The 22,418-nt window shown below is 57.9% G+C and carries 21 protein-coding genes and 1 tRNA gene; 13 read left to right on the forward strand and 9 right to left on the reverse strand.

Features of this window, described 5'->3' with window-relative positions; all coding sequences use genetic code 11:
- The first annotated feature begins 104 nt into the window (after positions 1-104).
- The 3 genes from FJD38_RS09080 to FJD38_RS09090 are packed head-to-tail and all read left to right on the forward strand — an operon-like array spanning position 105 to position 3,524.
- Positions 105-1,391, forward strand: coding sequence for a murein hydrolase activator EnvC family protein (locus tag FJD38_RS09080; RefSeq protein ID WP_122785269.1), 1,287 nt, complete (start codon positions 105-107; stop codon positions 1,389-1,391).
- A gap of 35 nt (positions 1,392-1,426) precedes the next feature.
- Positions 1,427-2,740, forward strand: a complete 1,314-nt coding sequence (locus tag FJD38_RS09085) for a S41 family peptidase (RefSeq protein WP_146384943.1) — start codon at positions 1,427-1,429, stop codon at positions 2,738-2,740.
- A 1-nt stretch (position 2,741) separates the two neighbouring features.
- Positions 2,742-3,524 carry a divergent polysaccharide deacetylase family protein gene (locus FJD38_RS09090; RefSeq protein WP_146384945.1) on the forward strand — a complete coding sequence of 261 codons (783 nt, stop codon included), beginning with the start codon at positions 2,742-2,744 and terminating at the stop codon, positions 3,522-3,524.
- A gap of 40 nt (positions 3,525-3,564) precedes the next feature.
- Here FJD38_RS09090 and FJD38_RS09095 read toward each other — a convergent pair whose 3' ends face one another.
- From FJD38_RS09095 to FJD38_RS09120, 6 genes are all read right to left on the reverse strand, one after another.
- Positions 3,565-4,314, reverse strand: coding sequence for a substrate-binding periplasmic protein (locus tag FJD38_RS09095; protein WP_122785272.1), 750 nt, complete (start codon positions 4,312-4,314; stop codon positions 3,565-3,567).
- 63 nt (positions 4,315-4,377) lie between these two features.
- Complete coding sequence (gene hisF / locus FJD38_RS09100; RefSeq protein ID WP_122785273.1) at positions 4,378-5,148, reverse strand: imidazole glycerol phosphate synthase subunit HisF; 771 nt, start codon at positions 5,146-5,148, stop codon at positions 4,378-4,380.
- 10 nt (positions 5,149-5,158) lie between these two features.
- On the reverse strand, positions 5,159-5,896 hold the full coding sequence (hisA, locus tag FJD38_RS09105; RefSeq protein WP_122785274.1) for a 1-(5-phosphoribosyl)-5-[(5-phosphoribosylamino)methylideneamino]imidazole-4-carboxamide isomerase: 738 nt from the start codon (positions 5,894-5,896) through the stop codon (positions 5,159-5,161).
- A 168-nt stretch (positions 5,897-6,064) separates the two neighbouring features.
- A complete protein-coding gene (hisH, locus tag FJD38_RS09110; protein ID WP_122785275.1) occupies positions 6,065-6,703 on the reverse strand; it encodes an imidazole glycerol phosphate synthase subunit HisH in 639 nt (212 codons plus the stop codon).
- On the reverse strand, positions 6,703-7,296 hold the full coding sequence (hisB, locus tag FJD38_RS09115) for an imidazoleglycerol-phosphate dehydratase HisB (RefSeq protein WP_146384947.1): 594 nt from the start codon (positions 7,294-7,296) through the stop codon (positions 6,703-6,705). The genes hisH and hisB overlap by 1 nt, the downstream gene beginning before the upstream one ends.
- A gap of 268 nt (positions 7,297-7,564) precedes the next feature.
- Positions 7,565-9,226: an OFA family MFS transporter gene (locus tag FJD38_RS09120; RefSeq protein WP_122785276.1), complete on the reverse strand. Its 1,662-nt coding sequence runs from the start codon at positions 9,224-9,226 to the stop codon at positions 7,565-7,567.
- A gap of 293 nt (positions 9,227-9,519) precedes the next feature.
- Between FJD38_RS09120 and FJD38_RS09125 the strand changes: the two genes are divergently transcribed.
- The 4 genes from FJD38_RS09125 to FJD38_RS09140 all read left to right on the forward strand — a co-directional run bounded on the left by FJD38_RS09125 (position 9,520) and on the right by FJD38_RS09140 (position 13,249).
- Positions 9,520-11,736: an AsmA family protein gene (locus FJD38_RS09125; protein WP_146384949.1), complete on the forward strand. Its 2,217-nt coding sequence runs from the start codon at positions 9,520-9,522 to the stop codon at positions 11,734-11,736.
- The gene (mutY, locus tag FJD38_RS09130; RefSeq protein WP_146384951.1) at positions 11,733-12,800 is read left to right on the forward strand and encodes an A/G-specific adenine glycosylase; all 1,068 of its coding nucleotides are present in this window, start codon (positions 11,733-11,735) and stop codon (positions 12,798-12,800) included. The genes FJD38_RS09125 and mutY overlap by 4 nt, the downstream gene beginning before the upstream one ends.
- A complete protein-coding gene (locus FJD38_RS09135; RefSeq protein ID WP_122785279.1) occupies positions 12,797-13,069 on the forward strand; it encodes an oxidative damage protection protein in 273 nt (90 codons plus the stop codon). Before mutY ends, FJD38_RS09135 begins: the two co-directional genes overlap by 4 nt.
- A gap of 104 nt (positions 13,070-13,173) precedes the next feature.
- Positions 13,174-13,249: transfer RNA gene (locus FJD38_RS09140), tRNA-Phe, on the forward strand.
- 95 nt (positions 13,250-13,344) lie between these two features.
- On the opposite strand, the gene FJD38_RS09145 is transcribed toward FJD38_RS09140, so the two are convergent.
- Complete coding sequence (locus FJD38_RS09145; protein WP_146384953.1) at positions 13,345-13,665, reverse strand: hypothetical protein; 321 nt, start codon at positions 13,663-13,665, stop codon at positions 13,345-13,347.
- Between the two features lie 98 nt (positions 13,666-13,763).
- Here FJD38_RS09145 and FJD38_RS09150 point away from each other — a divergent pair, with 98 nt between their 5' ends.
- Positions 13,764-14,234, forward strand: a complete 471-nt coding sequence (locus FJD38_RS09150; protein WP_146384954.1) for a hypothetical protein — start codon at positions 13,764-13,766, stop codon at positions 14,232-14,234.
- Positions 14,235-15,278: 1,044 nt separating this feature from the next.
- A complete protein-coding gene (locus FJD38_RS09155; RefSeq protein WP_146384956.1) occupies positions 15,279-15,533 on the forward strand; it encodes a hypothetical protein in 255 nt (84 codons plus the stop codon).
- On the opposite strand, the gene FJD38_RS09160 is transcribed toward FJD38_RS09155, so the two are convergent.
- Positions 15,523-15,795 carry a DUF1272 domain-containing protein gene (locus tag FJD38_RS09160; RefSeq protein WP_146384958.1) on the reverse strand — a complete coding sequence of 91 codons (273 nt, stop codon included), beginning with the start codon at positions 15,793-15,795 and terminating at the stop codon, positions 15,523-15,525. The genes FJD38_RS09155 and FJD38_RS09160 overlap by 11 nt on opposite strands.
- A gap of 162 nt (positions 15,796-15,957) precedes the next feature.
- Here FJD38_RS09160 and FJD38_RS09165 point away from each other — a divergent pair, with 162 nt between their 5' ends.
- Together FJD38_RS09165 and FJD38_RS09170 are read left to right on the forward strand one after the other, a co-directional pair.
- Positions 15,958-16,560 (forward strand): biliverdin-producing heme oxygenase, encoded by a 603-nt coding sequence (locus FJD38_RS09165; protein WP_146384960.1) that lies wholly within the window; start codon positions 15,958-15,960, stop codon positions 16,558-16,560.
- Positions 16,557-18,794: an ATP-binding protein gene (locus tag FJD38_RS09170; protein WP_146384962.1), complete on the forward strand. Its 2,238-nt coding sequence runs from the start codon at positions 16,557-16,559 to the stop codon at positions 18,792-18,794. The genes FJD38_RS09165 and FJD38_RS09170 overlap by 4 nt, the downstream gene beginning before the upstream one ends.
- 85 nt (positions 18,795-18,879) lie before the next feature.
- On the opposite strand, the gene gabP is transcribed toward FJD38_RS09170, so the two are convergent.
- The gene (gene gabP / locus FJD38_RS09175; protein WP_122785286.1) at positions 18,880-20,271 is read right to left on the reverse strand and encodes a GABA permease; all 1,392 of its coding nucleotides are present in this window, start codon (positions 20,269-20,271) and stop codon (positions 18,880-18,882) included.
- A gap of 557 nt (positions 20,272-20,828) precedes the next feature.
- Here gabP and FJD38_RS09180 point away from each other — a divergent pair.
- Positions 20,829-21,602, forward strand: a complete 774-nt coding sequence (locus FJD38_RS09180; RefSeq protein ID WP_146384964.1) for an ABC transporter ATP-binding protein — start codon at positions 20,829-20,831, stop codon at positions 21,600-21,602.
- A 13-nt stretch (positions 21,603-21,615) separates the two neighbouring features.
- Positions 21,616-22,371, forward strand: coding sequence for an ABC transporter substrate-binding protein (locus FJD38_RS09185; RefSeq protein WP_146384966.1), 756 nt, complete (start codon positions 21,616-21,618; stop codon positions 22,369-22,371).
- The last annotated feature ends 47 nt before the right edge of the window (positions 22,372-22,418 follow it).

Below are 22,418 nucleotides of genomic sequence, written 5' to 3' on the forward strand. Positions count from 1 at the left end.
ACTGCTACGGGATTGATCTATTACTATTTAACTTTCATTCATTTCTTATAGGTGACGATGGCGGGCATACTAAGCCGTCCCGTACCTCAGGTGTCGCCCGCCCCATGCTCCGCGCCCTTATAGCCCTTACTCTGACATGCCTGCTCCAACCGGCCTTTGCCGACGAGCGCGCGCAAACCCAACAGCAGCTGGAGGCCACGCGCCAGGATATCGGCGAGCTGAAAAAACTCCTGGGCAAACTCCAGGAAGAAAAATCCGGCGTGCAGAAAGACCTGCGCGGTACCGAAACCGAAATCGGCAAACTGGAGAAGCAGGTTGATGCCCTGCAAAAAGAACTAAAAAAGAGTGAAGGCGAGCTGCTGCGCCTAGATAGCGAGAAAAAAAAACTCCACAGCGCAAAAATTGAACAGCAACGCCTGATCGCCATTCAAGCGCGCGCCGCCTATCAAGGCGGCCATCAGGAATACCTCAAGCTGCTGCTCAATCAGCAAAACCCTGAGAAGTTCGCTCGAACCCTCACCTACTACGACTACTTGAGCCAGGCACGGATGACTCAGCTCAAGGGTTTCAACGAAACATTGCGCCAATTGGCCAATGTCGAAGCCGACATCAATCAACAGCAGGCAGAGTTGCTGGCGCAAAAAAGCAGCCTCGACACCCAGCGCGCCGAGCTCGACAAAGTACGCGCCGAACGCCAGCAAGTACTGGCCAAGCTCAACACTGATGTCAAAAACCGCGATCAAAAGTTGCAAGCCCGCGAGCAGGATCAGGCAGATCTGGCTAAAGTCCTCAAGACCATTGAAGAAACCCTTGCCCGCCAGGCCCGAGAAGCCGAGCAAGCGCGACAAAAAGCGTTGATTGCGCAACAGGAAGCCGAGAAAAAACGCCAGCGCGAGGCTGAGTCGGTCGCCACCGACGCCCCGCGCAAGCCGATCAAATCAACGCCAGGTGCCTTGGTCTCCAGTGCCGGCGTCTCTTACGGCGGACCTTTTTCTCAAGCCCGGGGCAAACTTCCTTGGCCTGTTGATGGTCGACTACTGGCACGCTTCGGTGAAAGCCGTGGCGATGACGTGCGCACCAAGTGGGACGGCGTGATGATCAGCGCCGGGGCAGGCACTCAGGTGCACGCCGTGCATGGAGGTCGCGTGGTGTTTGCCGACTGGCTGCGCGGTGCGGGCCAACTGGTCATTCTGGATCACGGTAATGGTTATTTGAGTTTGTACGGCCACAACCAGACGCTGCTCAAGTCGGCCGGAGACATTGTTAAAGCCGGGGATGTCATTTCCACCGTAGGCAACAGCGGTGGTCAGGCAACACCCGCGTTGTATTTTGCTATTCGTCAGCAGGGTCGCCCCAGCGACCCCGCACAATGGTGCCGTACTCAAGGATGAGTCCATCACCTTTAATACGTAGGAGTTCGTTCAACATGCCGCATCTGACCCGCCTTAACTCGCTGGCCCTGACGATCGCTCTGGTGCTTGGCTCGCCTCTGGCATTCGCTGCCACGCCGCCCGCCGCACCGGCGGCCGCCACCAGCGCCAAGGCACCACTGCCGCTGGAAGAACTGCGCACATTCGCCGAAGTCATGGACCGGATCAAAGCGGCGTACGTGGAACCTGTTGACGACAAAACCCTGCTCGAAAATGCCATCAAAGGCATGCTCAGCAATCTTGATCCGCATTCGGCTTATCTGGGGCCAGAAGACTTCGCCGAGCTGCAGGAAAGCACCAGCGGCGAATTTGGCGGTCTGGGCATCGAGGTCGGCTCTGAAGACGGCAATATCAAAATCGTTTCGCCCATTGATGACACCCCCGCGAGCAAAGCCGGTATTCAGGCGGGCGACTTTATCGTCAAGATCAACGGCCAGCCTACACGCGGCCTGAGCATGACTGAAGCAGTCGACCTGATGCGCGGCAAGATCGGCCAGAAAATCACCCTGACCCTGGTTCGCAATGGCGGCACGCCGTTCGACGTCACCTTGACCCGCGCCAACATCCAGGTCAAAAGCGTGAAAAGCCAGCTGCTCGAAGACGGCTATGGCTATATCCGCATTACCCAGTTCCAGGTCAAAACCGGCGAAGAAGTGGCAGCCGCGCTGTCCAAGCTGCGCCGCGAAAACGGCAACAAGCGACTCAAAGGCATCATCCTCGACCTGCGTAACAACCCCGGCGGTGTACTGCAATCGGCCGTTGAAGTGGTGGATCACTTCATCACCAAAGGCCTGATCGTTTACACCAAAGGCCGCATCGCCAACTCCGAACTGCGCTTCTCGGCGACCGGTAAAGACTTGAGTGAGGGCGTACCGCTGGTCGTATTGATCAACGGTGGCAGCGCCTCGGCCTCGGAAATCGTCGCCGGTGCCTTGCAGGATCAAAAACGCGGCGTGGTCATGGGCACCACCAGCTTCGGCAAAGGCTCGGTGCAAACCGTGCTGCCGCTGAACAATGACCGTGCACTGAAAATCACCACTGCGCTGTACTTCACCCCTAACGGGCGTTCGATTCAGGCGCAGGGCATCGTGCCGGACATCGAAGTCAGCCGCGCCAAGATCACCCGCGAGCAAGACACTGAGTACTACAAAGAGGCCGACCTGCAAGGTCACCTCGGCAATGGTAACGGCGGTGCCGACCGCCCGACCGGTTCGAGCCCCAAAGCCAAACCGATGCCACAGGATGATGACTTCCAGCTGAGTCAGGCCCTGAGTCTGCTCAAAGGCTTGAGCATTACGCGCGGCAATTGAGGTGCGTTTTTCGACCGCCCTCGCCCTGCTCTGCTGCCTGACCGGTGCCGCCCATGCGGCGCCAGCCCATCATCCTGACGCACACCCCAAGGCTTACCTGAGCCTGATCATCGACGATCTGGGGCAGAACCTGCCCCGTGATCGCCGCGTACTGGCCTTTGCGGGCCCGGTGACGACCGCGGTGATGCCCGACACCCCGCACGCCGCTGAATTTGCCCGTGAAGCTCACAAGGCCGGCAAGATCGTTATCTTGCACATGCCCATGGACCCTGCCACCGGCCCATTCGCCTGGCACCCGGATTTGCCCGTTGCCGAACTGGCAAAGCGTCTCGACGCGGCGTTCAAGGCCGTGCCCTACACCAGTGGCATCAATAACCACGAAGGCAGCCTGATGACCGCTCAGCCTGAGGCAATGGCCTGGTTGATGAGCGAACTGCAGCAGCGGCACAAGTTCTTTGTCGACAGCCGCACCAGCGCGCGCACCGTCGCGGCGGCCCAGGCGCAGAAAATCGGTTTGGCCAGTGTTTCGCGCGATGTGTTCCTCGACAACGTGCGCACCGAGCAGGCCATTACCAGCCAGCTCGAAACCGCGATAAAACACGCCAAGAAATACGGTTCGGTGGTGATGATCGGCCATCCATATCCGCAAACCCTGGCGGTACTGGAGCGCGAATTGCCCACGCTCAAAGCGCAAGGCATTGACTGGATCGACATCAAACAGATGATCGGCGTGCGCAGCAATCAGGCGATGGCGGCACACGGGAAAGACGGGGTTTATCGGTAAGCGGAATCCGTAGCAGTTGCCGAAGGCTACGAATGTCCGATTACAGGTATTTAGCGCGAATCTTCTCGATCAACCCTTCAGCCCGCATTTCATCCATTGCGGCCTGTAATTTGTTCACGACTTCGTCCGGGATCTCTTTGTTCAGCGCCAGATACAGCTCAGCCTGATTGAAGCGCAGTACCGTCTTGAACCCTGATATACCTACCTGCCGCGCTAAAAATCGCCCCGCTGGATCGCCTGTGGCCCAGAGGTCGATCTGCCCGGCCAGCAGCTTGCGGGCGTTATCCTGATCGCGCAGCACGATCACCGGCTTAATCCCCTGCCTCTCCAGAGACATGGCGATCACATCGCCTTTGTAAGCGCCGATGCGGTAGTTCGCCGCCTGATCAAGGGTGGTCAGCGATATCGGGCTATCCGCTCTGGCCAACAATACCCAGTCATCTGGCCCAATGGGGCCGACCCACTTGAACAACGCTTCACGCTCAGGCACACGTGCCGTAACGAAGACGCCGTAGCCGGGGTTGGCGAGGGCAAGGTCATAGATACGCTGCCACGGAAAGCGCAGGGTCATGTTGTAGGGGATGCCAGCACGCTTGAAGGTTTCGCGCAGTACTTCGACGGCGATACCTTCAAGATTTTGATTTTGTGCGAAGTTTTTCCCGTTTTTCGCCATGTTGTACGGCGGGAAATTTTCGGTTAGCAACACCAGAGGGGTACGCGAAACCTCAGCTGCAGATGCGCCCAGCCACAATGTGCAACCGGCCACAACCACTAAAAAACGTTTAAACATGTCAGACAACCTAGATCCATGGCGTGCCCAAGAGTGAACCGGGCTCGCCACAGTGTCCAGTGTTTAGCGCACCACGATCCCGCGCTCAGCCATATAGGCCTTGGCTTGCGGCACGGTGTATTCACCAAAGTGGAAAATACTCGCCGCCAGTACGGCACTGGCGTGGCCCTCAAGAATGCCGTCGGCCAAATGTTGCAAGTTGCCGACGCCCCCCGAGGCGATGACAGGGATGCCCAGCGCATCACTGATCGCACGGGTCACACCCAGGTCAAAGCCGCTTTTCATGCCGTCCTGATCCATGCTGGTCAGCAAGATCTCACCGGCGCCCAAGCCTTCCATCTTCATCGCCCATTCGACAGCGTCGAGACCGGTGGGCTTGCGCCCGCCGTGGGTGAAGATTTCCCAGCGCGCAGGTTCGCCCGCCAGGGAGACTTTCTTGGCATCAATGGCGACCACGATGCACTGCGAACCAAAGTGCTGCGCCGCTTCGCCCACAAACTCAGGGTTGAACACCGCAGCCGTGTTGATCGAAACCTTGTCGGCACCGGCGTTCAGCAGGTTGCGAATGTCCTGAATGCAACGCACCCCGCCACCCACCGTCAGCGGAATAAACACCTGACTGGCCATGCGCTCGACGGTATGCAACGTCGTATCGCGGCCGTCGACGCTGGCGGTGATGTCGAGAAAGGTAATCTCGTCAGCCCCTTGCTCGTCATAGCGACGGGCAATTTCTACCGGATCACCCGCATCGCGGATGTTCTCAAACTTGACGCCCTTCACGACCCGGCCGTTATCTACGTCCAGGCAAGGGATGATGCGTTTGGCCAGCGCCATGCGGTTCTCCTCAGCCTTTATAGGTGTCGCAGAAGGCTTGCGCCTCAGCCACATCCAGCGTGCCTTCATAGATTGCACGGCCGGTGATGGCGCCGATGATGCCCGGCGCCTTGGCGTCCATCAGGGTTTTGATATCGCCCAGATTGTGGATGCCACCCGACGCAATCACGGGAATGCTTGTTGCCGCCGCCAGGGCTGCGGTGTAGCTGACGTTGCAGCCCTGCATCATGCCGTCTTTGGCGATATCGGTATAAACGATCGCGGACACGCCGTCTGACTCGAACTGTTTGGCCAGATCGATCACGTTCACGGTGCTGATTTCAGCCCAGCCGTCGGTGGCCACAAAACCGTCTTTAGCGTCCAGACCCACGATGATTTTGCCCGGGAATGCGCGACACGCTTCAGCCACGAACGCAGGGTCTTTCACCGCCTTGGTGCCCAAAATCACGTAGCTCACGCCCGCTTTGACGTAATGCTCGATGGTTTCCAGTGAGCGAATGCCGCCACCGATTTGAATAGGCAAATGCGGGTAACGCTTGGCGATGGCGGTCACCACCTCGCCGTTGACCGGCTGGCCTTCAAAGGCACCGTTCAGGTCAACCAGATGCAGACGGCGGCAACCGCCCTCAACCCATTTGGCGGCCATGCCCACCGGGTCATCGGAGAATACGGTGGAGTCTTCCATGCGGCCCTGGCGCAGACGTACACAGGCACCGTCTTTAAGATCGATAGCGGGAATAATTAGCATGCTTTTTCCTTCGTCAAAAGAGCGGCAAGTGGTGAGCTTCAAGCGGCAAGTTGGAAGCGCGACTGTGATCCGCTTTCTCTGGGCGCTTGAAGCTTAAAGCTTGCAGCTGACTCAATTCTTGCTCGGCGGTGAGCGCGAGAGTGGGCGGCTATTGCTTGCGCAAAGCCATTACCAGCGACCGTCCCAGGCCACGAAGTTTTCCAACAACTTCAAACCGTGGGTATGGCTCTTCTCGGGGTGGAACTGCACGGCAAAACGCGAGCCTTCGGCCAGCGCAGCAGCAAAGTCGACACCATAATGCCCGCCGCCCACGACTTGGCGAGGGTTGCCCGCCGCGATGTAGTAGCTGTGCACGAAATAAAAACGCGCCAGGTCAGGAATACCGTGCCACAGCGGGTGATCGACCTTCTGCTGCACTTCGTTCCAGCCCATGTGCGGCACTTTGAGGTGTTCGCCGTCTTCGTGCAGGTCTTTGCCGAAAAACTTTACTTGGCCGGGAAACAGACCGATGCAGTCAACGCCACCGTTCTCTTCGCTGCTGTCGAGCAAGGCTTGCATGCCGACGCAAATGCCGAGGAAAGGACGGTCCTGGCTGACTTCACGCACCAGCGAATCAAAACCCAGGCGACGAATTTCAGCCATGCAGTCGCGAATCGCGCCCACACCGGGGAACACCACGCGGTCGGCCTCGCGAATCACGTTGGCATCGCTGGTGATCAGCACCCGACCGGCGCCCACGTGTTCCAGCGCTTTGGCCACCGAGTGCAGGTTACCCATGCCGTAATCGATTACCGCCACGGTCTCCATCAAAGCACGCCCTTGGTAGACGGCATTTGCCCGGCCATGCGTTCATCCAGCGCAACAGCCATGCGCAACGCGCGGCCGAATGCCTTGAATACGGTTTCGATCTGGTGGTGAGTGTTGGTGCCACGCAGGTTGTCGATGTGCATGCTGACATTGGCGTGATTGACGAAGCCCTGGAAGAACTCCTGGAACAGATCAACATCGAAGCCGCCCACGGTGGCGCGGGTGTAAGGCACGTGCATTTGCAGGCCAGGGCGGCCTGAAAAGTCGATGACTACGCGCGACAGCGCTTCGTCCAGCGGGACATAAGCGTGACCGTAACGGGTCATGCCTTTTTTATCGCCGACCGCCTGACTGAAGGCTTTACCCAAGGTAATGCCCACGTCCTCAACGGTATGGTGATCGTCGATATGCAGGTCGCCTTTGCACTCGATGTCCAGGTCGATCAGCCCGTGTCGGGCGATCTGGTCGAGCATGTGCTCAAGAAAAGGTACACCGATATCGAATCGGGCCTTACCGGTACCATCCAAGTTGATCGAGGCTTTAATCTGGGTTTCCAGAGTATCGCGCTCGACTGACGCCTTACGTTCGGCCATCACCAGCTCCGCAAAATCATTGGGCGAAAAAAGGTGGTCATTATAGGCACGGGTCAGGCAAACAGAAACATTCGGGTGATAAGACTGACGTAATGCGCCCAAGGCGCACAACTGCGTAGCAGCTGACGAGCTCCGCGAGGCTGCGTCCGATTGCGAAGCGATCGTAAAACATGCGATCACGGTCAATGTGAAACACCGCATTCTCTGGTTTTACGACGGCTGCGCCGCCGGACGCGGCCTGCGGCCGCTGCTACGGGTCAGTTAAACATCAATTAAACAACACAGCCGTCTTCTGCACCGTGACCCACACACCCCACAACAGCGGGATGCCCACGGCCAACCACGCGGCAATCACGAGTGGGCGGCTGCCCGGCGCTGCTTTCCATTCCAGCGACGTTGTAGCGTCAGCGCCCTTGTCGTGACCCAGCGCCTGCTCGGCCGCCAGTTGGGCGTCGGTCATGAAGTACTTGTCGTTCACCGGTCGCACCAGCAAGTTGCACACGAAACCCAGCGCCAGCAAGCCCGCCAGAATGTACAACGTGATGTCATACGCGGCCGCACGCTCAACCCCGATGCTCAGCTGATATTCACGCAGGTAGTTGACCAATACCGGCCCCAGCACACCCGCCGCCGCCCATGCGGTAAGCAGTCGCCCGTGAATGGCACCGACCATCTGGGTGCCGAACAGGTCGGCCAGATACGCAGGCACGGTGGCGAAACCACCGCCGTACATCGACAAAATGATGCAGAACGCCGCCACGAACAGCGACACGTTGCCCAGATGCCCAAGGTTGGGAATCATCGCGTACAGCGCAAATCCCAAGGCGAAGAACACAAAATAGGTGTTTTTACGCCCCAGGTAGTCGGAAAACGACGCCCAGAAAAAGCGCCCGCCGATGTTAAACAGGCTCAGCAATCCGGTGAAGCCCGCTGCAATGGCCGCGATTTGCGCCAGTTGCACTGCATCCAGCTGACTGAAGGTCAGGTCATTGCCCAGCAGCTTGCCCGCAAACACTTCCTGCAACAGCGGCGAAGCCATGCCCAGAATCCCGATGCCGGCTGAGACGTTCAGGCACAGCACCAGCCACACCAAGGCAAATTGAGGCGTCTTCCAGGCCACGCTGACGTGCACATGGCGATGGGTGATCATTGCGTTAGACGCTTTTTTGGCCGGTGCAGTCCAGCCTTCAGGTTTCCAGCCGGTAGGCGGAACGCGGTATGACAGGGCGCCGCCGATCATGAACACGAAATAAATCGCAGCCATCACCACAAAACTCTGCCACACACCCACACTGTCAGGCGTCGCAAAATGGTTCATCAAGACAGCGGCCAAGGGTGCGCCAACCATGGCACCACCGCCGAACCCCATAATTGCCATGCCCGTGGCCATGCCGCGCTTGTCCGGGAACCACTTGATCAAAGTCGACACGGGGGAGATGTAGCCCAACCCCAGCCCGATACCGCCAATCACTCCCGAGCCCACCCACATCAGCCAGATTTGGTGGGTATAAATGCCCAGCGCTGAAATCAGCAACCCCCCACACCAGCACAAGGCCGACACCACACCGGCCTTGCGCGGGCCAGCATGCTCAAGCCACCCGCCCCACACGGCTGCCGAGCAACCCAGGAAGATGAAAAACAAGGTGTAGATCCAGCCAAGCATCGAAATCGGCCAGTCGCACTGCGACGAAAACACCTGTGCGATGAAGCTCATGTCTGGCGCACACGCTACCGGCGCGGTGACGCCGATGGCCTTGGACAGTGGCAACCAGAACACCGAAAAGCCGTAGGCCATGCCGATACACAAGTGAATGGCCAGTGCGGCAGGTGGTACCAGCCAACGGTTGAAACCGGGTTTGGCGATGATGCGCTCTTTGGACAGGAACGCCGGCTGTGAGGCAGGACTGCCCGCAGCAATGCTAGTGCTCATTATTATTTCCCCCATGGATGAAGTGTTTCCCGGACACGCTCAACCCTGACTTTGGTGCCCTGAAGCACACAGTCGTTTTATTGGATCAAGTCGGCGGCGCGACGATACGCCGCAGAGGTCGTGGAAAACAGGTGAAGACTACCATTTGAAAGCAGGAAGCCGTCCACTGCTGTGCGCTGTTTCATCTACAAAGAGGTAAGCCACTATCCGCGCCCAGTCGGTCATCGCGTGGCGCTATACTCTGCGGCTGATTTTTAAACTTCTCCCTCACATAGACTTACAAGGACTCGCCCATGAAAGCGTTCGGCAAAATCCTGGGTCTGGTGCTTCTCGGATTGTTGCTGATCATCGTGGCTTTGGGCTTTGCTCTGAGCCATCTGTTTGATCCCAACGACTACAAAGACGAGATCCGCCAGATAGCTCGCGACAAGGCCCACATCGAGTTGACGCTCAATGGCGACATAGGCTGGAGCCTGTTCCCGTGGCTTGGCCTGGAGCTGCACGACGCCAGCGTGGCAACACTCGCGCAACCCACCCAGCCGTTCGCCGACCTGCAAATGCTGGGGCTTTCGGTGCGCGTACTGCCGCTGCTGCGCAAAGAAGTGCAGATGAGCGATGTGCGGGTAGAAGGCTTGAACCTGCGCCTGAACCGCGACAAAGACGGTCATGGCAACTGGCAAGACATCGGCAAACCGGCACCGGTGGCCGCAACCACCCAAACCCCGGCCACCGCCGAGACGACACCTGCCAGCAAACCTGACAGCGTCAGCCAGCCACTCAAGCTCGACATTGACAGCCTGACCGTGAACAACGCGCGGGTCGAATACAACGACGAGCAAAACGGTAAGCAGTTCAGTGCAGAAAGTATCCAGCTGAGCACCGGCCCGATTCACGAAGCGACCAGCACCCCGGTTAAGTTGACTGCCTTTCTGGGCACCAATCAGCCCGTCATGCGGGTCAAGACAGAAGTCGACGGCAAATTGCGTTTTGATCGCGTGCTCAAGCGTTATCAGTTCGATGACATGAAAGTCGTGGGTGAAGCCTCGGGCGAGCCGCTGCAAGGCAAGACCATGACGTTTGCTGCTCAAGGGCAAATCCTCGTGGATCTGGCCGCCAACATCGCGGAATGGAGCGGCCTTAAGATTTCCGCCAATCAGATGCGGGCGTTGGGCGAACTCAAGGTCAATGAACTCGACAAAACGCCGCAAATCAGCGGCGGCCTGTCGATTGCCCAGCTTGATCTGGCCAAGTTCCTCGACAGCATCGGCCACCCTCTGCCCAACATGGCGCCGGGCAGCCTGAGTAAAGTTGAAGTGGTCACTCGCCTGTCGGGCACACCGAACAGCATGGCCTTTGACGAACTCAACCTTAAAGTGGACGACAGCACCTTCACCGGTCGTATTGCGGTAGAAGACTTCGCCAAGCAAGCCCTGCGCATCCAGCTCAAAGGCGACACGTTCAACGCCGATCGCTACATGCCCGCCAAGTCCGAGCAAGCCAGCGGCGCCACGGCTGCACGCAAGGCTGAAGTACAAAGCAGCGAAGCCGGCGCGCTGGCCGCCTCAGGCGACACACCGCTGCCTGACGCCCCCACCAAAAGTGGCTGGAGCACGGCAAAAATCATTCCTGTGACTCGCCTCAAGGCCCTTGATCTGCAGGCTGACATCAGCTTTGGTCAACTGACGCTGACCCAACTGCCCATTCAGAACGCAGTGCTCAAGGCGGTCAGCAAAGACGGCCTGCTGACGCTGCAGAACCTGAGCGGCAACCTGTACAAAGGTAACTTCGCGGCCAATGGCAGCCTCGATGTGCGCCCTATGCTGCCGATGGCCGCCCTGCAAACCCGCATCACCGACGTGCCTGTGGATAAAATCCTGCAGAGCCAGGGTCAAAAACCCCCGGTCACCGGCCTGCTGACCCTTAACAGCAACGTCACGGGCAGCGGCGATAGCCAGAGTGCATTGATTCAGAGCCTCAATGGCACCGCCAGCTTCGTCCTCAACGACGGCGTACTGCTTAATGCCAACATTGAGCAGCAACTGTGCAAAGGCATCTCGGTACTCAACCGTAAACCTTTGACCAGCGCACCGCAGGGCAAAGACCCGCCCTTCAAGGAACTCAAGGGCAGCCTGGTGTTTCGTAATGGTGTGGCCAGCAACCCCGACCTGATCGTGCGCATTCCGGGCATGAGCGTTAAAGGCGATGGCGACATCGACCTGCGCGTGCTGGGCATGGACTATCGCATCGGTATCGTCATCGAAGGTGACACCCGCGCCATGCCAGACCCGGCCTGCCAGGTCGGCAAGAACTTTGTCGGCATCGAGCTGCCATTGCGTTGCCGTGGCCCGCTGGAACTGGGTGCCAAAGCCTGCCGTCTGGACAAGGACGGGCTGGGTAAAGTGGCCGCGAAAATGGCGGGCAACAAAATCAGCGAGAAGCTTGAAGAGAAACTGGGCGACAAAGTCAGCCCCGAACTCAAAAACGCCCTCAAGGGGCTGTTTAACCGATGAAAGACGAGCAATTTTCTGTGGCGGTGCTGGACTGGTATGACCGCCACGGCCGTCACGACCTGCCCTGGCAACAGGGCATCACCCCGTACCGGGTGTGGGTCTCGGAAATCATGTTGCAGCAAACCCAAGTCAGCACCGTGCTCAACTACTTCGACCGGTTTATGGCTTCGCTGCCCACGGTCCAGGCCCTGGCCAGCGCTCCCGAAGACGAAGTGCTGCACCTGTGGACGGGCCTTGGCTACTACACCCGTGCGCGCAACTTGCAGAAAACCGCCAAGATTGTCGTCGATGAATATGGCGGCGAATTTCCGCGAGACGTTGAAAAACTCGTCGAACTGCCCGGCATCGGGTTATCCACAGCCGGTGCGATTGCCAGCCTGAGCATGGGTTTGCGGGCACCTATCCTGGACGGCAACGTCAAGCGCGTACTGGCTCGCTATACCGCGCAAGAGGGCTATCCGGGCGAACCCAAGGTCGCCAAACAGTTGTGGGCAACCGCCGAGCGCTTCACGCCCCATGATCGGGTCAACGCCTACACCCAGGCCATGATGGACATGGGCGCCACGCTCTGCACCCGCAGCAAGCCGAGCTGCCTGTTGTGCCCGCTCGAAAACGGCTGTGAAGCGCACCTGCTTGGTCTTGAGTCACGCTACCCGGTGCCCAAGCCACGCAAGACCGTCCCGCAAAAGCGTACGCTGATGCCCATGATGGCCAATGCCGAAGGTGCGATCCTGCTTTACCGTCGTCCCTCTACGGGCCTGTGGGGCGGTTTGTGGAGCTTGCCTGAGCTGGACGACCTGAACGACATCGAGCACTTGGCCTCGCAACACTCACTGGCGCTGGGCACGCAGCATCAACTGCCCGGCCTGATCCATACCTTTAGCCATTTCCAATTAGCCATCGAACCCTGGCTGATTCACGTCAAAGAGTCCGGCCATCACGTGGCCGAGGCTGATTGGCTCTGGTATAACCTCGCCACCCCGCCGCGCCTGGGCCTTGCTGCCCCGGTCAAGAAGCTGCTCAAACGTGCAGCCGAGCTATTGAACGCAGGAGAGTCGTCATGACCCGCACCGTTATGTGCCGCAAGTACAAAGAAGAACTGCCCGCCCTTGAGCGCGCTCCGTTTCCGGGCGCCAAAGGTCAGGACATTTTTGATCACGTTTCGGCAAAAGCTTGGGCTGATTGGCAAAAACACCAAACTTTGCTGATCAACGAGAAGCGTTTGAACATGATGAACGCTGAAGATCGAAAATATTTGCAGGGCGAAATGGATAAGTTCTTCAGCGGCGAAGAATACGCACAAGCTGAAGGCTACGTTCCGCCAAGCGAGTAAACCCCGGTTTTAAAGGGTTTGGCCCGTAAGCGACGGTATTATTTAAAGATTTTTTAAAAAAGTGTTTGACGGGTTAACGAAAAAAGCTTCTAATGCGCCCCGTTGCCCAGATAGCTCAGTCGGTAGAGCAGGGGATTGAAAATCCCCGTGTCGGCGGTTCGATTCCGTCTCTGGGCACCACATTCAGCATTGATGTGGTGTTCACACCACCTCAACGCAAACAAGAAACCCGCCTAGTGCGGGTTTTTTGTTGGGCGCGATTTAATCGCCCGCCGTTATGGCTTGCCTGAACGAATAGAGTCCCACTCTGCCACATGTGCCGTTTTAGCCTTTTTGTTAAAGAGGCAAAGCTCGGTGCCCTGCTTGCCCTTCATATGTTTCTGCGGATACTCACCTTGCAGCAGAATCGCGGTGTAACCCACACGATCATCAAATTGCGCTGGCGTACCAACGGGCCTGGCATTTTTCAACGTGCTGGCTTTGGTGCAGCTTGTGAGTACGGCCTTGTCATAGGCAGCCCATGCGTCGGGGCTGGAAGCGCTGGCGTGAGTGGCCACAGCCGTCAGGCAAAGGAAGGTCAACGAGGAGAGCTTCATGGTTCGGTGCATCCTTGGGTGTCCGTTCATTGTTGAGATTTGAGTATTGCGAACAGGACAGGTTCAATAACCCCTTAGCCCGTAAAGGACACACGTTCATGGCAACGCCAAAGAAGCAGCAGAAACACGCACAGCGGGCCAAATCCAAGGCCAAACAGAACCGCATGGGCAAGCCGGGTAAAAGCACGTCTGCAACCCTCATCGACCACCCGTTCGATGACGTGAAAATCGACCTCAGCACCTTTGATTTTCAAGACATCAAAGAAAATGGTTTTGAGCCGTCCGACTTTGAAGATTTGTTTGAAGCCATGAAAGCCGCCGAAGCCAAGGGGCTGCAAGCGATGTGCAGTGTTTTCCTGCAATACCCGGTGCTGGAACTGGTGATTGCCGAGGAAGAGGAAGACAATGCCACTGACTTCCTGATGGGCTTGTTGATCGCCTTCCGCATGACCGTTCACGGCGATGACGAAGACAGCGCGCTGGCGTGGGTTGAATCCCCGGAGTTTTCCAAAGCCTACGTTGAGGCGTCTCGCCTGCTGGCTGAGCGTGCCGAGCGCAGCGCACACTGACGGCAGGGAGGGGCCTTGGGGGCTTCAAAGAGTGTGAGCAGTCAGCTGCCCTCACCCCAACCCTCTCCCAGAGGGAGAGGGGGCTGATCGGATTGTTTTCGGATTCTGTGCAAGGCTTAAGCATTCCCCTATCAGTTCCCTCTCCCTCTGGGAGAGGGCTAGGGTGAGGGGCTTTTGAAGGCTTGCCATGAGGCTGGCCGAGCGCTAAATCCCGCGGCCGGGTGTAGGAACCTGTTCGAAAAGTTAGCGAGTAGAGCCCATGACTGTATTGAAGGCACTTTTTTGTGTCTGAAATAACGCTCTATGGCAGCTGTGTGCGGGCAGACTTCGGTCTGGCCGGGTGCCAACTTTCCCGGTATTCCTACCCCGCACATGGCTGCCACCCAATCCCGTAGGAAACTTCAGCGAGTGTGGGCGCCAGCTCCCCTCACCCCAACCCTCTCCCGGAGGGAGAGGGGGCTGATCGGGTTGTTTTCGGATTCTGTGCAAGGCCCAAACATCCCCCAATCAGTTCCCTCTCCCTCTGGGAGAGGGCTAGGGTGAGGGGCTTTTGAGGGTTGCCAAGAGGTTGGCCGAGCGCTTAATCCCGCGGCCGGGTGTAGGAACCTGCTTGATCAGCGAGTGTGGGCGTCAGCTCCCCTCACCCCAACCCTCTCCCGGAGGGAGAGGGGGCTGATCGGATTGTTTTCGAATTCTGTGCAAGGCTTAAGCATCCCCCTATCAGTTCCCTCTCCCTCTGGGAGAGGGCTAGGGTGAGGGGCTTTTGAAGGCTTGCCATGAGATTGGCCGAGCGCTAAAGTCCGCTGCGTCGCGGTCAATCCCGCGGCCGGGCTTGGAAACCCGAATCGTAAACGGTGCTACAGCGCCAACATGAGTATTTCAGGCGTTTTTTTATGCCTGAAATAAATCTCTATGGCAGCTGTGCGTGGGAGGCCTCGTGCCTGCCGGGTTCCGTTTACCCCGGTTTTCCAACCTGCGCACGGCTGCCACCCATTCGCTTGGAAACGAACGTGGCAGCTCTCATCTGTAAACGGAGCTTCTCGAATGACCCACCTTCTGACCACCCCCCTCGCCTTCCACCCAACCGGCCACGCTCAGCTAAATCAAATGCTGTTCAGCGTCACGCCCAATATTGCAGCCAGCGACGCCTTAAATAGCGCTTCGGAAATTCTGTCAGCCGCCGCCCACTCATTGGAGGCCGCTGCAACCGGCGCCAGCATCATCGATGCTCATCAGGCCTTTTTGCTGTGTCACGCCCTGCGCGCGGCAAAAGCGACCGTGGATGCGCTCACTCAGTAACACGATCCATGACCCGGCCCGCCGGATGGCAACCGTCGGGCTTATAGACCCGTGTGGTGGAAGCAGGATAGTTCGCCAGCTTTTCAACCGGCCTGCGTGGCCGCACCAGCAATTCGCCCCCGCAGTTAGGGCAAAGCCCACCCAGTGTCTGCTCCGAACAGGACGCACAAAACGTACACTCAAATGAGCAAATACGTGCCAGAGGTGAATCAGGCGGCAATTCGCAATTACAGCACTCGCAATTGGGGCGTAATTCGAGCATGGGCACCTTACCTTGAACGAATAGATTTCCAGCCTACATTTAAGACGGTTCCCACGATTTGCGATTCATCAATAGCAAATTAATCGCACTTTTTTCATGCGTTGGCTTCAAATAGTCCCAAGCGCCTATTCCATGCGCACCCAGAGAGCCCTATAACTAGGCATGCCCCATGACAGCCCTCCCCCACCCCCATCATCTGTGCTGAGCGCGCTGCGCGCCGGTACTCAAACCTTGCATGTAGCCCTCGAAAAACGCCTGCCGTTTTTCTCCGAGAGGCTTGATCTTGAGTGCTACAAACAGTTACTGGCGGCGTATTACGGTTTCTATCAGCCACTGGAGAGCAACCTGCGGGCTTGCACACTTCCTGATGGGTTCGAGCTGTCGACACGGCTCAAAACACCGGCGCTGCGGCAGGATTTGCGCGCCCTGAATGTGCACATCCCGTCATTACCCGTGTGCGACACCCTGCCGCCACTCGACCACCCTGCCAGTGTGCTCGGCGTGTTGTACGTGCTCGAAGGCGCCACACTGGGCGGCAATGTACTGCGCAAGCACCTGTTCGAGCAGCTAGGCCTGGATACGGACAACGGTTGCGCATTTCTCTATGTTTATGGGCAAGCCACGGGCATGCAATGGAAGGCGTTTCTCGATTTTCTAGGCAGCGTGCCACTCGATGCTCCATCGCGAGCTCTGGTCGTACACGCTGCCTGTTCTACGTTTAGTTGCTTCGAGCAGTGGCTCGAACGTCAGGAGGTTTTGTTATGACCCCACTCGACCCTCAGGCCTTTGAGGTGTTGCTGGCCAATTGTGCCGATGAGCCGATCCGCTATCCCGGCGCGATACAGCCGCACGGTCTGTTAGTGACGCTGACTGAACCCGACCTGCGAATTCAGCAAATCAGTACCAACGTGCACGCCCTGTTCGGATTAACTGCCGAATCGCTGCTGGGCCAGCCGCTGTGCGCCCTCACCGACGACGAGGCGGCACTCGCCGTACGAAAGGCCAGTGAGTATCCGTCGCTGAGCGAAGCACCGCCTCTGGCCTTGAGCCTGCAAGGCGGCGACTACGAAGGCCTGCTGCACCGCGAAGAAGGTCTATTGGTGCTGGAACTGGAGTTGAAACCCGACGCTTCAGCGCTTGAGAGCACCATGAGCAAGGTGCGCAACCTGAGCCGCATGCTGCAACGGCTACAAGCGGCAACGACGCTGCCAGCGCTCTATGAGATCTGCGTACGCGAAATACAGGCCCTCACGGGTTATGACCGCGTGCTGATTTACCGCTTCGAGGAAGAGGGTCATGGGCAGGTGATTGCCGAAGCGTCCTCCCCGTCCATGGAGTTGTTCAGCGGGATGTTTTTCCCGGCGTCCGATATTCCCGAGCAAGCCCGCGAGCTATACCGCACCCATTGGCTGCGCATCATCCCCAATGCCGACTACCAACCCGTGGCGTTGCTGCCGCTTCTGCGCCCGGACACCGGCGCCCCGCTGGACCTGAGTGGCGCGGCCCTGCGCAGTGTTTCTCCGATTCACTGTCAGTACATGAAGAACATGGGCGTGCTGTCGTCCATGAGCATCTCCTTGATGGACGGCGACCGGTTGTGGGGCCTGATCAGTTGCGGGCATCGCCAGCCACTGCATGTACCCCATGAACTGCGCATGGCCTGCCAGACCATTGGTCAGGTCTTGTCATTGCAAATCAGTGCTCTGCAGACCCTGGAGATCAGCCGTCAGCGCGACGCCAAGATGGACGCCCTGGTGATCTTGAACGATGCCATGGTGAACAGCCCCGAGGCCGTGTTCGATGGTTTGGTGCAAACGCCTGAGACGCTGATGCAACTGACGGGCGCCAGTGGTGTGGCGATTCTTGAAGACAAGGCACTGCATTGTTATGGCCTGTGCCCTTCGCCACAGGCTATCCGCTCATTGCATCAATGGTTCAGGGACAGCGGCAAGTCGGTGCTCTCCAGCCACAACCTCAGCGGGGTCTATGCCCCCGCACAAGCGTACAAGGACGTCGCCAGCGGCCTGCTGGCCATGAGCCTGCCCAAACCCGTCGATAACGCTGTGATGTGGTTTCGCAGCGAGGTCAAGGAGAGCATCCAGTGGAGCGGTGACCCCAACAAGCCGCTGAACCTGGAGCCCAGTGCCAACGGCCTGCGCTTAAGCCCGCGCACCTCGTTCGAAATCTGGAAGGTGGAGATGGATGGCATCTCCACCCCTTGGAGCCACGGGGATTTGTTCGCTGCCAATGACCTGCGCCGCTCGGCACTGGAAAATGACCTGTCGCGTCAGGTTGTGCGCGAGCAGGCCGCAGTTCGAGCGCGCGATGAACTGGTGGCGGTGGTGTCACATGACCTGCGTAACCCCATGACCATCATTTCGATGCTGTGCGGCATGATGCAAAAAGCCTTCAGCAACAACGGCCCGCACACCTCGCGGCGCATTACCTCAGCCATCGACACCATGCAGCAAGCCAGCAACCGCATGAGTGTGCTGCTGGATGATTTGCTCGACACGTCCAAAATCGAAGCCGGGCGCTACACCATCAGCCCGCAATCGCTGGATGTGAGTCAGATTTTTGAGGAGGCGTTTTCGTTGCTCACGCCGCTGGCGCTGGAGAAGGCTGTGGAGCTGACCTTTCACGCCGAGCCGGATCTGAAAATGCATGCCGACCCTGAGCGCCTGTTTCAAGTGCTGTCCAACTTGATCGGCAATGCGATCAAGTTCACCCCGGCACAAGGCAAAATCGGCGTGGTGGCGATGTCCAACGGCGATGACATTGTTTTCAGCGTGCGCGACTCTGGCAAAGGCATTGCGCCTGAGCAACTGCCTCACATCTTCGACCGTTACTGGACGGCCAAAGAAGGCAATGCACTGGGCACAGGGTTAGGCCTGTATATCTCCCAGGGCATTATCAAGGCCCACGGCGGCCAACTGCTGGCCGAAAGTACGCTGGGTGAAGGCAGCGAGTTCCGCTTCACGGTGCCCAAAACGGCCTGACACCCCACTTGCACCCACAAAAAAGCCGCCACCCCTAAGGGTGGCGGCTTTTTGCGTCACTCAACCGTAAACACCGTCCTGGTGCCTAGTTGAGTACCGTTGCCCCCAGTCTCTCAATGCGCCGACGACGTGCCACCAGCAGGCCCGCCGCCACCACCAGGATGCTCAGCAAACCCGTGGCCATGATTTCCACCCGATGGGCTTCCTGAAACAGCATGACGGTCAGAATTGCCACGATAAACACGATCACTGCCCACGTCAGACCCGGGAACAGCCACATCTTGAACGAGATGGTTTCACCCAGCGCCATCCGCTTTTGACGCATGCGCAGTTGCGACACGGCAATCACCAGGTACACCAACAGGGCGATAGCACCGGAGCTGGCCAGCAAGAATTCAAACACGGCAGCCGGGGCCACGTAGTTGGCGAACACCGCCAAAAATGCTGCGCCTGTGGACATCATCACCGCCCAGTATGGCGTGCCGCTGGCGTTGGTACGCTTGGCCGCAGCAGGGGCGTCACCGCGTTTGCTCAGCGAGAAGAGCATGCGTGACGAGGTGTACAGCGCCGAGTTCAGGCAGCTGGTGACCGCGATCAACACCACAATATCAACGATCAATTTGGCATTCGGAATGCCCATGCGATCGAGTACGGTCTGGTAGGAGCCAAATTGAGCAAGGCCCGCATCGTTCCACGGCACCAAGGCCACAACAATGAAGATCGACACCAGATAGAACAAGCCAATCCGCCAGATCACCGAGTTGGTGGCCTTGGTGATTTGTTTGCTCGGGTCTTTGGATTCTGCAGCGGCAATGGTGACGATTTCTGTGCCCATAAACGAGAACATGGTCGTCAACATGGCAGCGAGTACAGCACCCAGACCGTTAGGCATAAACCCGATGGTATCGACCAGATGCGACACACCGCTGACCTGGCTGTTCGGCAAGAAGCCGAAAATCGCCATTACGCCCAGGATGATGAAGCCGACAATGGCCAGCACTTTGACCAGCGCAAACCAGAATTCGAACTCGCCGTAGTTTTTGACGCTGAACAGGTTGGTCGCGGTCAGTAACAGGGTGATGACCAAGGTAAACACCCAGACTTCGGTGCCCGGAAACCACGCATGCAAGATGGTCGCGGCCGCGACGGCTTCCAGCGGAATCACCAATACCCAGAACCACCAGTACAACCAACCAATGGTGAAACCGGCCCAATGCCCAATGGCACGGTCCGCGTAGGTGGAGAACGAACCGGTGTCCGGCGAGGCAACGGCCATTTCGGCCAGCATGCGCATCACCAGTACCACCAATGTGCCCGCTGCGGCGTAGGCCAGCAGCACAGCAGGACCCGCTTGTGCAATCGCGTGTCCGGAGCCGACAAACAAGCCGGCACCAATGACCCCGGCAATTGACAGCATGGTCACATGCCGTGGCTTGAGCCCTTGCTCCAGGTCGTTAGAGGTTTGCATATTGCTCATGGGACTACCTTTGCAGTGAAAGCCATTCCGAGCGCCGCGTAGGGTTACCTTCTCGTAAAAAGTAACATACGGGGCGTTTAAAATTATTGACGCAATAAGTGCGCCAAAATGTGACAAGTGCACAGTTTTAGCGGCTTGCAACGACGAGATGGCACATTGCAACCCTTTGGCAGCCATAGATTTTCGCGAATCCGTTACCGTAACACTCAGTTACAGAGTGCCAGACGCACCAAAAATACCCAAAACTGCCCATATCGCCTAAAAGCGGTGCACAACTTGACCCTTTAGTAGGTTCGCGCTTCCAACACCGGGCCAAAGCTGGCAACATCGCGACCTTTTTTACGCGACACCTGTCTGGCCGAACGGCGCACAACAGGGTTGTGTTGTTGTCGACGCGACAGTCAGCTGTAGCGATGCGACACACGACAACCTTGAGGCTTTTATGTGCTGCGAGGACGGCTGGTTGCCTTGGCGGCCCTATGCTAGCTTGGCCTGCGCCATGCTCCACGCACGTCGCCTAACAGCAGGTTCGCACCCGAACACAATGAGGAACGCACATGGCTTTGGCCACGCCCGCGCTTGAAATCCGCAACTTGCACAAACGCTACGGCGAGCTTGAGGTCCTTAAAGGAATCTCGCTGACCGCACGCGACGGCGACGTGATCTCGATCCTGGGTTCTTCCGGTTCAGGCAAGTCCACCCTGTTGCGCTGCATCAACCTGCTGGAAAACCCGCACGAGGGCCAGATTCTGGTCGCCGGCGAAGAGCTCAAACTCAAAAAAGCCAAAAACGGCGAACTGGTCGCGGCCGATGGCAAGCAGATCAATCGCATGCGCAGTGAACTGGGTTTTGTGTTTCAAAACTTTAACCTGTGGCCGCACATGACCATCCTCGACAACATCATCGAGGCGCCACGGCGTGTGTTGGGCCAGAGCAAAGCCGAGGCCATCGAAGTGGCTGAAGCCTTGCTGGCCAAGGTTGGCATTGCTGACAAGCGCCACGCCTACCCGTCCGAGTTGTCCGGTGGCCAGCAACAACGTGCTGCCATTGCCCGCACGCTGGCCATGCAGCCCAAAGTCATTCTGTTCGATGAACCGACATCCGCGCTTGACCCGGAAATGGTCCAGGAAGTACTTAATGTGATCCGCGCGCTCGCCGAAGAAGGCCGCACTATGCTGTTGGTCACCCATGAGATGGGCTTTGCTCGTCAGGTGTCCACCGAAGTGGTGTTTTTGCACCAGGGCCTGATCGAAGAGCAAGGGTCGCCTGAACAGGTGTTCGACAACCCGGTTTCCGCGCGCTGCAAACAATTCATGTCCAGCAATCGCTAACGGAGCAACACGAATGCAGAACTATAAAAAGTTTCTTCTGGCCGCTGCCGCCACGCTGGTGTTCAGCGCCAATGCCTTGGCTGTGGATAAGTACAAAGTGGGTATTGAGGGCGCTTACCCTCCGTTCAACAACAAGAACGCCAGCGGTGAAGTGGTCGGTTTTGACGCGGATATTGCGAAGGCCCTGTGCGCCAAAATGAAAGCCGAGTGTGAAATCGTCACCTCGGACTGGGATGGCATCATCCCGGCGCTGAACGCCAAAAAGTTCGACTTCATCGTGTCTTCGCTGTCGATTACTGACGAGCGCAAGCAAGCGGTGGATTTCACCGACCCTTACTACTCCAACAAGCAACAGTTCATCGCGCCTAAAGATGTCGACTTCAAGACCGACATTGACTCGCTCAAAGGCAAAACCCTTGGCACTCAGCGCTCGACTCAAGCCGCCACCTGGCTGGAAGACAACCTGGGGTCAGACGCGACGGTCTCTTTGTATGACACTCAGGAAAACGCCTACCTGGACCTGACGTCTGGCCGTGTGGATGCCTTGTTGGCTGACAAATACGCCAACTACGACTGGCTCAAAAGTGAAGCCGGTCAGGCATATGAATTTAAAGGCGAGCCTGTCAACGAAGACGACAAGGTCGGTATCGCGTTGCGCAAAGGCGATAACGAACTGCGTACCAAACTGAACCTTGCGCTCAAAGAAATCAAAGAAGACGGCACCTACAAGAAGATCAATGATAGGTATTTCCCATTCAGCATTGAATGATCTGCCTGACCGGTGCTGCCTCGCGCAGCACCGGTCCCTAGCAAAGC

Source organism: Pseudomonas saxonica (assembly GCF_007858365.1).
Lineage (GTDB): Bacteria > Pseudomonadota > Gammaproteobacteria > Pseudomonadales > Pseudomonadaceae > Aquipseudomonas > Aquipseudomonas saxonica.

What these genes read in the sequence shown, in the direction of transcription:
- FJD38_RS09155 (WP_146384956.1), top strand. Translation starts at nt 15,279, where the DNA reads ATGACCCACCTTCTGACCACCCCCCTCGCCTTCCACCCAACCGGCCAC.
- FJD38_RS09135 (WP_122785279.1), top strand. Translation starts at nt 12,797, where the DNA reads ATGACCCGCACCGTTATGTGCCGCAAGTACAAAGAAGAACTGCCCGCC.
- hisB (WP_146384947.1), bottom strand. Translation starts at nt 7,296, where the DNA reads ATGGCCGAACGTAAGGCGTCAGTCGAGCGCGATACTCTGGAAACCCAG.
- FJD38_RS09145 (WP_146384953.1), bottom strand. Translation starts at nt 13,665, where the DNA reads ATGAAGCTCTCCTCGTTGACCTTCCTTTGCCTGACGGCTGTGGCCACT.
- FJD38_RS09120 (WP_122785276.1), bottom strand. Translation starts at nt 9,226, where the DNA reads ATGAGCACTAGCATTGCTGCGGGCAGTCCTGCCTCACAGCCGGCGTTC.
- FJD38_RS09180 (WP_146384964.1), top strand. Translation starts at nt 20,829, where the DNA reads ATGGCTTTGGCCACGCCCGCGCTTGAAATCCGCAACTTGCACAAACGC.
- hisA (WP_122785274.1), bottom strand. Translation starts at nt 5,896, where the DNA reads ATGCTAATTATTCCCGCTATCGATCTTAAAGACGGTGCCTGTGTACGT.
- mutY (WP_146384951.1), top strand. Translation starts at nt 11,733, where the DNA reads ATGAAAGACGAGCAATTTTCTGTGGCGGTGCTGGACTGGTATGACCGC.
- FJD38_RS09095 (WP_122785272.1), bottom strand. Translation starts at nt 4,314, where the DNA reads ATGTTTAAACGTTTTTTAGTGGTTGTGGCCGGTTGCACATTGTGGCTG.
- FJD38_RS09125 (WP_146384949.1), top strand. Translation starts at nt 9,520, where the DNA reads ATGAAAGCGTTCGGCAAAATCCTGGGTCTGGTGCTTCTCGGATTGTTG.
- FJD38_RS09170 (WP_146384962.1), top strand. Translation starts at nt 16,557, where the DNA reads ATGACCCCACTCGACCCTCAGGCCTTTGAGGTGTTGCTGGCCAATTGT.
- FJD38_RS09080 (WP_122785269.1), top strand. Translation starts at nt 105, where the DNA reads ATGCTCCGCGCCCTTATAGCCCTTACTCTGACATGCCTGCTCCAACCG.
- FJD38_RS09165 (WP_146384960.1), top strand. Translation starts at nt 15,958, where the DNA reads ATGCCCCATGACAGCCCTCCCCCACCCCCATCATCTGTGCTGAGCGCG.
- FJD38_RS09085 (WP_146384943.1), top strand. Translation starts at nt 1,427, where the DNA reads ATGCCGCATCTGACCCGCCTTAACTCGCTGGCCCTGACGATCGCTCTG.
- FJD38_RS09150 (WP_146384954.1), top strand. Translation starts at nt 13,764, where the DNA reads ATGGCAACGCCAAAGAAGCAGCAGAAACACGCACAGCGGGCCAAATCC.
- FJD38_RS09185 (WP_146384966.1), top strand. Translation starts at nt 21,616, where the DNA reads ATGCAGAACTATAAAAAGTTTCTTCTGGCCGCTGCCGCCACGCTGGTG.
- gabP (WP_122785286.1), bottom strand. Translation starts at nt 20,271, where the DNA reads ATGAGCAATATGCAAACCTCTAACGACCTGGAGCAAGGGCTCAAGCCA.
- hisH (WP_122785275.1), bottom strand. Translation starts at nt 6,703, where the DNA reads ATGGAGACCGTGGCGGTAATCGATTACGGCATGGGTAACCTGCACTCG.
- FJD38_RS09160 (WP_146384958.1), bottom strand. Translation starts at nt 15,795, where the DNA reads ATGCTCGAATTACGCCCCAATTGCGAGTGCTGTAATTGCGAATTGCCG.
- hisF (WP_122785273.1), bottom strand. Translation starts at nt 5,148, where the DNA reads ATGGCGCTGGCCAAACGCATCATCCCTTGCCTGGACGTAGATAACGGC.